The organism is Enterobacter sp. fkY84-1 (assembly GCF_052974705.1).
The window spans coordinates 727081-741132 of record NZ_CP169393.1; the positions used below are offsets into that span (position 1 = coordinate 727081).

The 14052-nt window shown below is 59.2% G+C and carries 12 protein-coding genes and 1 riboswitch; of the genes, 4 read left to right on the forward strand and 8 right to left on the reverse strand.

The genetic code is table 11. From position 1 onward, the window contains the following. Positions 1 to 30: 30 nt before the first annotated feature. On the reverse strand, positions 31 to 1533 hold the full coding sequence (araA, locus tag ACEPLT_RS03425; protein ID WP_008502010.1) for an L-arabinose isomerase: 1503 nt from the start codon (positions 1531 to 1533) through the stop codon (positions 31 to 33). A gap of 10 nt (positions 1534 to 1543) precedes the next feature. Further along, positions 1544 to 3253, reverse strand: a complete 1710-nt coding sequence (araB, locus tag ACEPLT_RS03430) for a ribulokinase (RefSeq protein ID WP_232928473.1) — start codon at positions 3251 to 3253, stop codon at positions 1544 to 1546. A 337-nt stretch (positions 3254 to 3590) separates the two neighbouring features. On the opposite strand from araB, the gene araC reads away from it, so the two are divergent. Beyond that, positions 3591 to 4436, forward strand: a complete 846-nt coding sequence (gene araC / locus ACEPLT_RS03435; protein WP_023293301.1) for an arabinose operon transcriptional regulator AraC — start codon at positions 3591 to 3593, stop codon at positions 4434 to 4436. 128 nt (positions 4437 to 4564) lie between these two features. Then, positions 4565 to 5332: a DedA family protein gene (locus ACEPLT_RS03440; protein WP_032675935.1), complete on the forward strand. Its 768-nt coding sequence runs from the start codon at positions 4565 to 4567 to the stop codon at positions 5330 to 5332. Between the two features lie 28 nt (positions 5333 to 5360). Here the strand turns inward: ACEPLT_RS03440 and thiQ are convergent, their stop codons facing one another. The 4 genes from thiQ to sgrR all read right to left on the reverse strand — a co-directional run bounded on the left by thiQ (position 5361) and on the right by sgrR (position 10436). Continuing rightward, positions 5361 to 6059: a thiamine ABC transporter ATP-binding protein ThiQ gene (thiQ, locus tag ACEPLT_RS03445; RefSeq protein WP_032675936.1), complete on the reverse strand. Its 699-nt coding sequence runs from the start codon at positions 6057 to 6059 to the stop codon at positions 5361 to 5363. Next, the gene (gene thiP / locus ACEPLT_RS03450; protein WP_032675937.1) at positions 6043 to 7653 is read right to left on the reverse strand and encodes a thiamine/thiamine pyrophosphate ABC transporter permease ThiP; all 1611 of its coding nucleotides are present in this window, start codon (positions 7651 to 7653) and stop codon (positions 6043 to 6045) included. The genes thiQ and thiP overlap by 17 nt, the downstream gene beginning before the upstream one ends. Continuing rightward, on the reverse strand, positions 7629 to 8612 hold the full coding sequence (gene thiB / locus ACEPLT_RS03455) for a thiamine ABC transporter substrate binding subunit (protein WP_032675939.1): 984 nt from the start codon (positions 8610 to 8612) through the stop codon (positions 7629 to 7631). The genes thiP and thiB overlap by 25 nt, the downstream gene beginning before the upstream one ends. Before the next feature lie 31 nt (positions 8613 to 8643). Continuing rightward, positions 8644 to 8744, reverse strand: a riboswitch (TPP riboswitch). A gap of 36 nt (positions 8745 to 8780) precedes the next feature. Further along, on the reverse strand, positions 8781 to 10436 hold the full coding sequence (gene sgrR / locus ACEPLT_RS03460) for an HTH-type transcriptional regulator SgrR (protein ID WP_008502003.1): 1656 nt from the start codon (positions 10434 to 10436) through the stop codon (positions 8781 to 8783). An 88-nt stretch (positions 10437 to 10524) separates the two neighbouring features. On the opposite strand from sgrR, the gene sgrT reads away from it, so the two are divergent. Both sgrT and ACEPLT_RS03470 read left to right on the forward strand, forming a co-directional pair. Beyond that, on the forward strand, positions 10525 to 10677 hold the full coding sequence (gene sgrT, locus ACEPLT_RS03465) for a glucose uptake inhibitor SgrT (RefSeq protein WP_008502002.1): 153 nt from the start codon (positions 10525 to 10527) through the stop codon (positions 10675 to 10677). A 120-nt stretch (positions 10678 to 10797) separates the two neighbouring features. Continuing rightward, positions 10798 to 11976 (forward strand): sugar efflux transporter, encoded by a 1179-nt coding sequence (locus tag ACEPLT_RS03470; protein ID WP_008502001.1) that lies wholly within the window; start codon positions 10798 to 10800, stop codon positions 11974 to 11976. Between the two features lie 58 nt (positions 11977 to 12034). On the opposite strand, the gene leuD is transcribed toward ACEPLT_RS03470, so the two are convergent. Continuing rightward, positions 12035 to 12640, reverse strand: a complete 606-nt coding sequence (gene leuD, locus ACEPLT_RS03475; protein ID WP_021240533.1) for a 3-isopropylmalate dehydratase small subunit — start codon at positions 12638 to 12640, stop codon at positions 12035 to 12037. A gap of 10 nt (positions 12641 to 12650) precedes the next feature. Further along, on the reverse strand, positions 12651 to 14051 hold the full coding sequence (gene leuC / locus ACEPLT_RS03480) for a 3-isopropylmalate dehydratase large subunit (RefSeq protein ID WP_008501999.1): 1401 nt from the start codon (positions 14049 to 14051) through the stop codon (positions 12651 to 12653). Position 14052 lies beyond the last annotated feature (1 nt).

Genomic DNA, 14052 nt, shown 5'->3' on the forward strand with positions numbered 1-14052 from the left:
GTAAACGCGGTGCCACCGGGCATTCAGGGCTTAGCGTTTTGAACCGTAATAGACTTCGTTCCAGCGCAGCGCGTCTTTAAAGGCGGGCAGGCGGGTATCGTTATCAATCACGGTCAGCTCGATATCATGCAGCTCGGCGAACTGACGCATGTCGTTCAGATCCAGCGCGTGGCTGAAGACGGTATGGTGCGCGCCGCCGGCCAGGATCCAGGCTTCTGACGCGGTCGGCAGATCCGGCTGTGCTTTCCACAAGGCGTTGGCGACCGGCAGTTTCGGCAGGGAGTGTGGCGTTTCAACCGCATCGACGCAGTTCACCAGCAGGCGGAAACGATCGCCCAGATCGATCAGGCTGGCGTTGATGGCCGGGCCCGTGCGGGTGTTGAAGATCAGACGCGCCGGATCGGCTTTACCGCCGATGCCGAGGTACTGCACGTCGAGGATCGGTTTTTCCTCTACCGCGATGGAAGGACACACTTCCAGCATGTGCGAGCCGAGCACCAGGTCATTGCCGTTTTCGAAGTGGTAGGTGTAGTCCTCCATAAAGGAGGTGCCGCCCTGCAGACCGGTCGACATCACCTTCATGATGCGAAGCAGAGCGGCAGTTTTCCAGTCGCCTTCACCCGCAAAGCCGTAGCCCTGCTGCATCAGGCGTTGTACTGCCAGACCCGGCAGCTGTTTCAGACCGTGGAGATCTTCAAAGGTGGTGGTAAAAGCGTGGAAACCGCCCTGTTCCAGGAAGCGCTTCATGCCCAGCTCAATGCGCGCCGCGTCCAGCACGTTCTGGCGCTTGTCGCCGTTGATTTGTGCCGCAGGCGTCAGGCGGTAGCGGCTTTCGTACTCGTCCACCAGCGCGCTCACGTCGCCATCGCTGATGTCATTTACCACCTGCACCAGATCGCCCACCGCCCAGGTATTCACGGAGAAGCCGAACTTGATCTGCGCGGCCACTTTATCGCCGTCGGTGACCGCCACTTCACGCATGTTGTCGCCGAAACGCACCACTTTCAGGTGGCGGGTATCCTGCTTAGAGACCGCCTGACGCATCCAGGCGCCGATACGCTGTTGCGCCTTGCCATCCTGCCAGTGGCCGGTGACCACCGCGTGCTGCTGACGCATACGCGCGCCGATGAAGCCGAACTCGCGGCCGCCGTGTGCGGTCTGGTTCAGGTTCATAAAGTCCATGTCGATGCTGTCCCACGGCAGGGAGGCGTTGAACTGGGTATGGAACTGCAGCAGCGGTTTGTTGAGGATAGACAGGCCGTTGATCCACATTTTTGCCGGTGAGAAGGTGTGCAACCACACCACCAGACCGGCGCATTTATCGTCGTAGTTGGCGTCGCGGCAGATGTGGGTGATTTCGTCCGGCGTCGTGCCCAGCGGTTTCAGCACCAGTTTGCACGGCAGTTTGGCTTCCGCGTTCAGCGCGTTAACGACGTGCTCCGCGTGTTTCGTTACCTGCTGCAGCGCTTCCGGTCCGTAAAGATGCTGGCTGCCAATCACAAACCACACTTCATAGTTATTAAAAATGGTCATCATCGTGTCCTTAATGGGTCAGGGTTGCCGTAGTGTCCGCGGTGCTTTTGGCCGGGGCGGCGACAGGGAGATAGTGAAGTTCGGCGCTTTTTGCCCATTGCTGGTAGCGCTGATAAAGCTGTTCAAAGCGTTGTGCCTGCTGGGCACGCGGCTGAAGGGTGTTTTCGACGGCACTCGCCATATGCTGCTGCGCGGTGGGGATATCCGCATGGACGCCAGCGGCTACGGCGGCGAAAATTGCCGCCCCCAGCGCGCAGCACTGATCGGAGGCCACAATCTGGAGCGGACGGTTCAGCACGTCGCAGCAGGCCTGCATGATCACCGGGTTTTTACGGGCGATGCCGCCCAGCGCCATCACGTTATTCACGTCGATGCCCTGCTCGGTGAAGCACTCCATAATCGCGCGGGCGCCGAAGGCGGTGGCGGCAATCAGACCGCCGAACAGCGCAGGCGCGTCGGTCGCCAGGTTGAGGTCGGTAATCACCCCTTTCAGGCGCTGGTTGGCAAACGGCGTGCGGCGGCCGTTAAACCAGTCCAGGACCACCGGGAGGTGGTCGAGAGACGGATTTTTAGCCCAGGCGTCGGTAAGCTGCGGCAGGAGCTGCTTTTTGCTCTCGGCGATCTGGGTTTTCAGTTCAGGATGTGACGCCGCCAGCCGATCCAGCGGCCAGCCGAGCACGCGGCCAAACCAGGCGTAGATATCGCCAAACGCGGACTGACCGGCTTCGAGGCCGATAAAGTCCGGCACCACGCTGCCGTCAACCTGGCCGCAGATGCCTTTTACCGCGCGGTCGCCGACGGTGGATTTATCTGCCGTCAGGATGTCGCAGGTGGAGGTGCCGATCACTTTGACCAGCGTGTTTGGCTGTGCGCCCGCGCCCACGGCGCCCATATGGCAGTCAAACGCGCCGCCGGAGATAGCTACGTTCTGCGGCAGGCCGAGACGCGTCGCCCACTCTTCGCAGAGGGTGCCGACGGGAATATCGGCGGTGAAGGTGTCGGTAAACAGCGGGTATGACAGGCTCTTGTTGACGATCGGGTCGAGCTCATCAAAGAACGCGGCCGGAGGCAGGCCGCCCCAGCTTTCATGCCACAGGGATTTATGCCCGGCGCTGCAGCGGCCGCGGCGGATATCCTGCGGGCGCGTGGTGCCGGAGAGCAGGGCGGGAACCCAGTCGCATAGCTCAATCCAGGACGCCGCTGCCTGTGCGACAGACGCGTCCGCGCGGGTGACGTGCAGGATCTTGGCCCAGAACCACTCGCTGGAGTAAATCCCGCCGATATACCGTGAGTAGTCAGTTTTGCCCGGCTGATGGCATAAGCGGGTGATGGCTTCGGCCTCTTCCACGGCGGTATGGTCTTTCCACAGCACGAACATGGCGTTCGGGTTGTCGGCAAACTCCGGGCGCAGTGCCAGCACGCGGCCTTCGGCATCGACAGGGGCAGGCGTAGAGCCGGTGCTGTCGACGCCAATCCCCACAACATCGGCCCGCTGGGCGTCGGTCAGGTCCGCCAGAACGGTTTTGAGCGCCGCTTCCATCGACTCGATGTAGTCCCGCGGGTGGTGACGGAACTGGTTGTTTGGCGCATCGCAGTAGCGCCCCTCTTGCCAGCGCGGATACCACTCAACGCTGGTTGCTATCTCCTGGCCGGACGTACAGTCCACTGCCAGCGCGCGAACTGAATCGCTGCCAAAATCGAGGCCAATCGCAATTGCCATGGTGTTGCTCCATCGAAAAAACAGGTATGGAAGAACATTAGAGACTGGGGACAAAAGTCGTCAGGCAGGATCCGCTAATCTTATGGACTAAATTGCTGTTACGACGGAAAGTGTGACGCCGTGCAAATATTCAATGTGGACATTTCTGCCGCACTTATAGACACTTTTGTTACTGGTTATCTGTCTGCTCTGGCGGAGAAATCAGGGGGAAAGGCTGAAACATGGCGGACGTAAAAGCGGCGTGATGCTTTTTGGATCTTTTCGCGGGCCATTTTTAACCTGCATTTAGTGATATGGACAATTGGTTTCCTTCAGGACCCTTGGGAGAACTGAATCTATGGCCGAAACGCAGAACGATCCCCTGCTGCCGGGATACTCGTTTAACGCGCACCTTGTGGCGGGGCTGACCCCTATCGAGGCTGAGGGATATCTCGACTTTTACGTCGACCGACCGCTCGGAATGAAAGGGTATATCCTCAACCTGACCGTGCGGGGGGAAGGGATCATCAAGAACGGTGACCAGCAGTTCGTCTGCCGCCCGGGGGATATCCTGCTGTTCCCGCCGGGGGAGATCCACCACTATGGCCGTCATCCGGATGCCAAAGAGTGGTATCACCAGTGGGTCTACTTCCGTCCGCGCGCCTACTGGCAGGAGTGGCTTTCCTGGCCGGCTATTTTTGCACACACCGGGTTTTATCGCCCGGATGAGGTGCATCTGGCGCAGTTTCGCGAGCTTTTTGCCCAGATAATCGAGGCGGGGCAGGCTGGTGGACGCTATGCCGAACTGCTGGCGATAAACCTCCTTGAACAGCTGCTGTTGCGGCGGATGGAGGCGATTAACGCGTCGCTTAACCCACCGCTGGATAACCGCGTGCGCGACGCCTGCCAGTACATCAGCGACCACCTGGCCGATAGCCAGTTTGATATCGCCAGCGTCGCCCAGCACGTCTGCCTGTCGCCGTCGCGGCTGTCGCACCTGTTCCGCCAGCAGCTTGGCGTCAGCGTACTGAGCTGGCGCGAGGATCAGCGCATCAGCCAGGCGAAGCTGCTGCTCAGCACCACCCGGATGCCCATCGCCACCGTGGGGCGCAACGTGGGCTTTGAGGATCAGCTCTATTTCTCCCGCGTATTTAAAAAATGCACCGGTGCCAGCCCCAGTGAATTCCGCGCGGGATGTGAATAAACGGTAAAAAAAGATAAACAAACAGGTGAATGCGGGAAGCAACCTGTAAACTATTCAGACAATTGTTGCCTTGACGCGGTGCAGGGCGCTAAGCAGAATCGCTGATTCGTTTTCTGACCGGAATAGTTATGCAGGCATTGCTGGAACACTTTATTACCCAGTCCGTTATGTACTCGCTCATCGCCGTGGCGCTGGTGGCGTTTCTGGAATCGCTGGCGCTTGTCGGGTTAATCCTGCCCGGCACCGTGATGATGGCGGGGCTTGGGGCGCTGATCGGCAGCGGTGAGGTCAATTTCTGGCAGGCATGGCTGGCCGGGATTATCGGCTGTCTGCTGGGGGACTGGATCTCCTTCTGGCTGGGCTGGCGCTTTAAGAAGCCGCTGCACCGCTGGTCGTTCATGAAAAAGAACAAAGCGTTGCTCGATAAAACCGAGCATGCGCTGCACCAGCACAGCATGTTTACCATCCTCGTGGGCCGCTTTGTTGGGCCAACGCGTCCGCTGGTGCCGATGGTGGCCGGGATGCTGGATCTCCCCGTCGCGAAGTTTGTGGTGCCGAACATCATCGGCTGCGTCTTTTGGCCGCCGTTCTACTTCCTGCCGGGTATTCTGGCCGGTGCGGCGATTGATATTCCTGACGGCATGCAAAGCGGTGAGTTTAAGTGGCTGCTGCTGGGCACGGCGGTGCTGCTGTGGCTGGCGATCTGGCTCTGCTGGCGGCTGTGGCGCAGCGCGAAAGCGAGCGTCGATCGCCTGACGCGCTATCTCCCGCGCTCTCGTCTTTTGTGGCTGGCCCCGCTGACGCTGGGTGTGGCCGTGGTAGCCCTGGTCGCGCTGATTCGCCACCCGCTGATGCCGGTGTACGGTGAGATCCTGTTGAAAGTTGTGAGCCGTTAAGCGCCGGGCGGCACTGCGTTTGCCCGGCCTACGGTTTTATACCCAATAATCCAGAAGCGCTTTCTTTTCCGCTCATTAATGCTTCTGTTGCTCCATCCCACAAAATGCGTCCCTCCGCGATCACCACCGATCGCGGCGCAATCCGTGCGGCATCTTCGATACTGTGCGACACCATCAGCATCGTCAGCTGCTGGCGCTGGCAGACCTCCTGCACCAGGGCGAGCATCTCCTGGCGCAGCGCGGGATCGAGCGCCGAGAACGGCTCATCCAGCAGCAGCAGCGGCTGCTCGCGCACCAGACAACGCGCCAGCGCCACGCGCTGACGCTGGCCGCCGGAGAGCTCGCCCGGCAGCCTGTCGATGAATTCAGCGATCCCCATCTGTGCGGCAATCACTTCAAGTTTTTCGCGTTGGGCATCGTTCAGCCTGAGCCCCGGATGCATTCCCAGCGCGATGTTTTGCCGCACCGTCAGATGGGTAAACAGGTTGTTTTCCTGAAACAGCATCGACACAGGACGTTTAGCCGGAGGGGCGTCGGTGAAATCACGATTATCGATGGCTATCGACCCGCTGGCAGGTTGCAGAAAACCGGCGATCAAATTGAGCAAGGTGCTTTTCCCGGCACCGCTTGGGCCAAGCACCGCAATCCGCTCGCCCTGCTGAACGGAGAGCGTAAAGCGCATCGGCAGATGCTGATAGAGCCAGGTTATATCAGTCAGTTTTAACATCACGCCCCGGGAGTTTTTCGATAACGGTAAATAAGGCAAAGCAGAGCAGCAGCAGTAACAGCGCGGTGACCGCGCCGTCCTGACTGCGGTAAGAGCCGATTTGCTGATAAAGCCAGTACGGCAGCGTGCGGAAATCGTCATTACCGAACAGCGCCACGACCCCAAAGTCTCCAATGGAGAGCACGCAGGCAAACGCCAGCGCCTGAGCCAGCGGACGTTTTAGCGCGCGCAGTTCCACAACCTTCAGCCGCTGCCAGCCCTGCATGCCCAGCGACTGACACAGCAAACCGTAGCGGCTGTTGACGTCGCGCATCGGGTTTTCCAGCACCTTAAGCGCGTAGGGGATGGCCATTAAGGCGTTAGTGAAAATCACAATGCCATCGGCCCTTTCCGGCAGGCCGAGGGTGCTGTTGAACAGTAAAAAGAAGCCCGTCGCCAGCACGATGCCCGGCATCGCCAGAATCAGCATGCCCGTCAGCTCCAGCGCCTGTCCGGTTTTACGAGCATGACGCGCGTAGAGCTCACGGCTGCTCCACAGCAGCATCATGGTCAGCATAACGCACAGCAGTCCGGCAGCCAGCGCTATGCGTACCGAGGTCCAGGTCGCCTGCCAGAGAACGGGCTGTTGCAGGACGGACATAAGATTGAGGTTCAGGCCGTCAACAATAACGGCCAGCAGCGGCGGCAGCAACAGCAGCAGCGCCAGCGCGATCAGGATAACATCGCTGATGCGGCTGTGCAGGCTGTCCTGCGGATCGCGCCAGCCGGTTATTTGATGACTACCTGCGGGAATGGCTTTACTCAGCTGCTGGCTCAACAGCACCAGCACCAGACAGCACGCCATCTGGACTATCGCCAGCAGCGAGGCGCGACCGGGATCGTAGTCGTAACTCAGCGCCTGGTAAATCGCCAGCTCAATGGTGGTGGCCTGCGGCCCGCCGCCAAGTGACAGCACGGTGGCAAAGCTGGCAAAGCAGAGCATAAAGATTAATGCCGCCACGGGCGGGAGCTGGCGGCGCAGCCACGGCCATTCGACAAAACGGAAGAACGACCAGCCGCGCATGCCTAGCTGGGCGGCAATCTGCCGCTGCTCGCCGGGAATGTTCTCCAGCGCCTGCAAAAAGAGACGCGTTGCCATCGGCATATTGAAAAACACGTGTGCCAGCAGGATACCCTGCAGCCCGTAAGGCGAGAAAGACCATTCCAGACCAAGCTGGCCGAACAGCGAAGCCAGCCAGCCCTGGCGGCCGTAAACGCTCAGAATACCAAATACCGCTACCAGCACGGGCAGGATCAGCGTCATGGCGCACAGGCGCAGCAGGGCCTGCCTGCCGGGAAAACGCCGCCGATAGAGCGCGCGTGCAAGAAAAATAGCCGGGATCGCCGACAGCAGGGCAGAAAGAGACGCCTGCCAGAAGGAGAACCGGATAACGTGCCAGAGGTAGCTGTCGTGCCAGAGGGCGAGCAGGTCGCTCTCCGGCGCGTTAAACCACAGCGCAAGAAAGGCTCCCAGACTGACCGCCACCATGACGACGGCGGCGAGCAATCCGGGGAGTAACCAGCCGGGAATTAACGGCTGACGGCGCGTTGCCATTCACTTACCCATGCGGCACGCTGCGCGGCGACCTGCTGCGGCGTAAACTCCAGCGAGGTTTTCGGCTTGGTCAACTGCTCAAAACCAGTGGGCAGCGCAACGCTGGTGACCGGATACATCCAGTTGCCCGCTGGAATGGCGTTCTGGAATGCCGGTGAAACCATAAACTTCAGGAACTTCTCGGCCAGCTCCGGCTGTTTGCTGGCGGCGGTACGCGCGGCCACTTCCACCTGCAGATAGTGCCCTTCCGCAAAATCAGCCGCAGCATAGTTGTCTTTCTTCTCGGCGATAATGTGGTAGGCCGGGGAGGTGGTGTAGCTCAGCACCAGATCGCTTTCACCTTTCAGGAACAGGCCATAGGCTTCGCTCCAGCCTTTGGTCACGGTGACGGTTTTGGCGGCCAGCTTCTGCCACGCTTCCGGCGCCTTATCGCCGTAGACTTTCTGCATCCACAGCAGCAGGCCCAGGCCCGGCGTGCTGGTCCGCGGGTCTTCGTAAATCACGCGCCACTTCTGGTCGCTTTCCACCAGCTCTTTCAGGCTCTTCGGCGGGTTTTTCAGCTTGTTTTTATCGTAGACGAAAGCAAAGTAGCCGTAGTCGAACGGCACAAAGGTGTCGTTCTTCCAGCCGCCCGGCACGTTAACGGCCTCTGCCGCGACGCCGCTTTTGGCAAAGAGTTTGGTTTGCGAGGCGGCTTCCAGCAGGTTGTTATCCAGGCCGAGCACCACGTCGGCTTTGCTATTTTTCCCTTCCATGCGCAGGCGGTTGAGCAGCGAAACGCCATCTTCCAGCGCCACGAACTTCAGCTCGCAGTTGCAGTCGGCTTCAAAGGCTTTTTTGACGACCGGACCAGGGCCCCAGTCGGCAGAGAAGGAGTCGTAGGTGTAGACCGCCAGAACGGGCTTGGCTAAAGCGGGCAGCGCGAACAGCGCCAGCAGGGGGAGAACTTTTTTTAACACTTTGCACCTCAGGGTTGAGTGGCAAAGGATTTTGAGCGACAGCCTCAAATCCCTTCGCCGGCGTTATCCGGATCAGGTTCGACGGGTATTATCTCAGCGCACATCTGTGATGCAGCACCCCGTTGAGAACGGCGCTATTGTAATGATTTGGTGAATATTACGAAAGCGTTATGGCTCCGGGGGCGCAAACCAGGCGGATTTAAAATCAAACCAGCCCAGGGTGTTCATCCGCAAGCCGCGCATGCTGCGCTGGCCCTGGATCATCAGCCAGTGGTGGATCAGCGGGACGATCGCCTGCTCGGCCAGCAGCTGCTGGCACCATACGGCAAGATTCATCTCGCCCGCACGCCACAGAGCGGCATCCTGCTGCCAGTCCCGGTCGATGCAGTGCTGGATCAGCGGGACTTCATACAAATGCGAGAAGAGGGAAAAATCGAGCGGCAGGGTGAAGTTGGCGCTGTTCAGCCAGATATCGCTGGCGATTTCCCCCTGGTGCCATTCGTCATAGTCCACTTCCCTGATGTCCAGCCTGACCCCCTCCGCTGCCAGCAGTCGGGTCATGATCCTCGCGATAAAACGATGCTCAACATGATCGCGGTAGTAGGTCAGGGTGATGGACTCCAGCCCTGCGGGCTTGTCGCAGCGCGTTGGTCGGGCATGGTGCCAGCGCGGAAGCAGGCCGTACGCCGGGAACCAGTATGTCTGGTACTGCTCTTCCGCATGGTAGATAAGATTGGAAGGAGACAGCACGTGGCTGATCCACTTGCGGACAGCCGGGTTTGCCCCACGGTGGGTGCGGCGGTCAAAGAGGAGATAGTAGCAGCCCTCCTCCAGGCGGCTCTCCACGGCCTTTTCTCCGGTGGTGGGGCCTTCAAGCGTCAGCCCGCAGCTCAGGTCTTCATTGAGATCCGGCAATACCCACACGTTCACTTCGTCGATCAGCGCCCGATAGCCAAAGTAGTCATCGAACGCGCGGATTTTCAGCTGGTTGCTGTTATTGCGGGAGACGGAGTAGGGCCCGGTGCCAATCGGCAGGCTGGCAAAATTGTTCAATGATTCCCACTCGGCAGGCAAAATCATCGACGGCACATAGCCCAGCAGCCAGGGAAGCCACTTGTCCTGCTGCGCCAGCTCGATATCCAGCGTCCAGGCCGTGGGGGAGTGGATGCGCGAAATATGCGAGTAGAGCGGCAGCCTGCGGGCGCGTTCCAGAGAGGCGATGACGTCGTGCATCTCCAGTTCGCGACCGTGGTGAAAGTGGATGCCGGGGCGTAAGAAAAAGCGCCAGTGGCGCGGGGAAAGCTGTTGCCAGTGGTGCGCGATATCCGCCTCCAGTTCCCCGTTTTCCTCATTTATCCGCGTCAGGCCGCTGAAGATTTGTCGGGCCATGTGGGTTTCAGAACGCCGTAACGCCGTGCCGGGCAACAGATTTTTCATCGGACGGTAGTAGAGCACCCGCAGAATGTGTCGGCCCTGACGAAAACTGCGTCCGAGATGGGAGACCAGCATCTGGCGCACGGCGGCCTTGTCGCCCACCAGCTGGACCAGCTGATCGATACGGTCCTGCTCGAGCAGGTCTTCTGCACGCTGCTGCTGCAATGCCAGCCCGGTGTAGAGAAAGGTCAGCCGCGAGCGTTTCCCGCGTCCCGCCTCCGCTTCCCAGCTTAACCACCCCTGCTGCTGCATGGTATTGAGCAGCGTGCGCATATGGCGGCGGGAACAGCTAAGCAGGTCAGCCAGCTCGTTGAGCGTGGTTTCCTGCGATTGCCCCTCGCAGCACTGCCAGAGGCGGATAAATTGTTGCTGCAGACGACCGGAAGGCATAAAAGAGGAACTCCTGACAAAAAACCAGCAATTTATTAATCCCTATATTAGGCCAATAATGCTTCCCGATGAAGTGAGGAGGTAAATGATGAAGAGGTCTACCGCACGTCAGTTTTATCAGCAGTACTTTTCAGCGACAAAAGGATCGTCCTGGCTGGCCCGCCCGTGTGCAGAGCAACGGCTGAAAATGTTAGAAGAACTGATGCAGTGGGACGTTACGAAACCGGCCTCTTCTCGCTGACTCGCCTCGATCATGTGTGACTGAGTATTGGTGCTAATCACCCGCCAGCAAAATGTTTTTGCTGGCTTTTTTCGTTTATTCTTTCACCCAATTTCGATTCGCTTTCACAAGGACTTGCGCATGCTGTGGTTGATGACGATGGGGCGACGCCTGAACGGCGTGTATGCCGCTTTTATGCTGGTGGCCTTTATGATGGGCGTGGCGGGAGCGCTGCAGGCGCCGACGCTGAGCCTGTTTCTCAGCCGCGAGGTGGGGGCACAGCCGTTCTGGGTGGGGCTGTTTTATACCGTCAACGCGATTGCCGGGATCCTGGTCAGCCTCGCGCTGGCGAAACGATCGGACAGCCAGGGCGATCGCCGCAGGCTGATCCTCTTTTGCTGCGCCATGGCCGTGGGCAACGCGCTGCTCTTTGCCTTTAACCGCCATTACCTGACGCTCATTACCTGCGGCGTGCTGCTGGCGTCGCTGGCGAACACCGCCATGCCGCAGCTGTTCGCGCTGGCCCGGGAATATGCGGATAGCTCGGCGCGGGAAGTGGTGATGTTCAGCTCGGTGATGCGTGCCCAGCTCTCGCTGGCGTGGGTCATTGGCCCGCCGCTGGCCTTCATGCTGGCGTTGAACTACGGCTTTACCGCGATGTTCTCCATCGCCGCCGGGATTTTTGTCATCAGCCTGGCGCTGATAGCCTTTGCGCTGCCGTCCGTGGCGCGCGTCGAACAGACAGCGGATAAACCGCTCACCCAGGTGAGCGGCTGGCAGGACAAAAACGTCCGCATGCTGTTTATTGCCTCCACGCTGATGTGGACCTGCAACACCATGTACATCATCGACATGCCGCTGTGGATCAGCAGCGATCTGGGTTTACCGGACAAGCTTGCGGGGATCTTAATGGGGACCGCTGCCGGTCTGGAAATTCCGGCGATGATTCTGGCGGGTTACTACGTTAAGCGCTTTGGAAAGCGTCGGATGATGATCGTCGCCGTGGCGGCCGGGGTGCTGTTCTACGCGGGGCTGATTCTTTTCCATTCGCGCGAAGCGCTGCTGGCGCTGCAGCTGTTTAACGCCGTGTTTATCGGGATTGTTGCCGGGATCGGCATGCTATGGTTTCAGGATCTCATGCCCGGTCGTGCCGGCTCGGCGACCACGCTTTTTACCAACAGTATTTCAACCGGAGTGATTCTGGCAGGCGTGATTCAGGGGGCGCTGGCGCAAAGTTACGGGCATGGCTCAGTTTACTGGATGATTGCGGCGATTTCGGTGGTTACGCTTGGGCTGACTTGCCGGGTTAAGGATGTCTGATTCTGGAAGGCGGCTTCACGAAACAAATCAATGGCCCGCTTTTTGCGGGCCATTGTCTTTAGCCCATAAACGCAGGCTGTTTTTTCTCGTACGCGGAGATGGCGTCTTCGTGCTGGAGCGTCAAACCAATGCTGTCCAGACCGTTCAGCATGCAGTGGCGGCGGAACGCATCAATGCTGAAGCTGTAGGTTTTATCCCCGGCTTTCACCACTTCCGCTTCCAGATCCACTTCAAACGACATGCCCGGATTTGCCTTAACCAGCGCGAACAATTCATCGACCTGTTCGTCGCTCAGCGTCACCGGCAGCAGCTGGTTGTTGAAGCTGTTGCCGTAAAAGATATCCGCGAAGCTGGGGGCAATGACCACCTTAAAGCCGTAGTCTGTCAACGCCCAGGGGGCGTGTTCACGCGACGAGCCGCAGCCAAAGTTTTCCCGCGCCAGCAGGATGGTTGCGCCTTTGTATTCCGGGAAGTTCAGAACGAATTCCGGATTAGGCACCTCGCCTTTATCGTCCAGGAAACGCCAGTCGTTGAACAGGTGCGCGCCAAAGCCGGTGCGGGTCACCTTCTGCAAAAACTGCTTAGGAATGATCGCGTCCGTATCAACGTTAGCGGCGTCCAGCGGGACAACACGGCCCGTATGTTGGGTAAATTTCTCTGCCATGATTGTCTCCTTATTTCAGGCTGCGAATGTCGGCGAAATGGCCGGTGACTGCCGCAGCGGCGGCCATTGCCGGGCTGACCAGATGGGTGCGCCCACCGCGGCCCTGACGGCCTTCAAAGTTACGGTTGCTGGTGGAGGCACAGCGCTCACCCGGATTCAGGCGATCGTTGTTCATGGCCAGGCACATGGAGCAGCCAGGCAGGCGCCACTCGAAGCCTGCTTCGATAAAGATCTTATCCAGACCTTCGGCTTCCGCCTGGGCTTTCACCGGACCGGAGCCTGGAACCACCAGCGCCTGCACGCCCGGTGCGACTTTACGGCCTTTGGCAATCTCTGCCGCCGCACGCAAATCTTCGATACGGGAGTTGGTGCAGGAGCCGATAAAGACCTTATCAATGGTCACGTCGGTCAACGGTACGCCGGGTTTCAGCCCCATATAGGCCAGCGCTTTTTCCGCACTGGCGCGCTCGACCGGATCGGCGAAGGAGGCCGGATCGGGAATGGCGTCGTTGACGGAAATTACCTGGCCCGGGTTGGTTCCCCAGGTCACCTGAGGGGCAATCTCTTCTGCCTGCAGCGTGACAACGGTATCAAACGTTGCCCCGTCGTCGGTTTTCAGGGTTTTCCAGTACGCTACCGCGTCGTCAAAATCCTGGCCTTTCGGCGCGTGCAGACGGCCCTTCACATAGTTGAAGGTCGTTTCATCTGGCGCGACCAGACCGGCTTTGGCACCCATCTCAATGGCCATATTGCAAAGGGTCATGCGACCCTCCATGCTCAGCGCCTGAATCGCGTCGCCGCAGAATTCAACGACGTGGCCGGTACCGCCTGCGCTGCCGGTTTTACCGATGATCGCCAGCACGATGTCTTTCGCGGTAATGCCAGGTGCCGCCTTGCCCTTCACTTCAATCTTCATCGTTTTGGCGCGGCCCTGCTTCAGGGTCTGCGTCGCCAGCACGTGTTCAACTTCAGACGTGCCAATCCCGAACGCCAGGGCGCCAAACGCGCCGTGGGTTGCGGTATGGGAGTCGCCGCAGACGATGGTCATGCCCGGCAGGGTAATTCCCTGCTCTGGCCCCATCACGTGAACAATGCCCTGATAGGGGTGGTTCAGATCGTACAGCTCAACGCCAAATTCGTTGCAGTTCTTGATCAGCTCCTGCATCTGGATACGCGCCATCTCACCCGAGGCATTAATGTCTTTGGTCTGGGTGGAAACGTTGTGATCCATCGTCGCGAAGGTTTTACCCGGCTGACGTACCGGGCGCTTGTGCGCGCGCAGGCCGTCAAATGCCTGAGGAGAGGTCACTTCGTGTACCAGATGACGGTCAATGTACAGCAGTGGGGTTTCGTTTGGTGCCTCGTAGACAACGTGCGCATCAAACAATTTTTCGTATAACGTTTTGGCCATG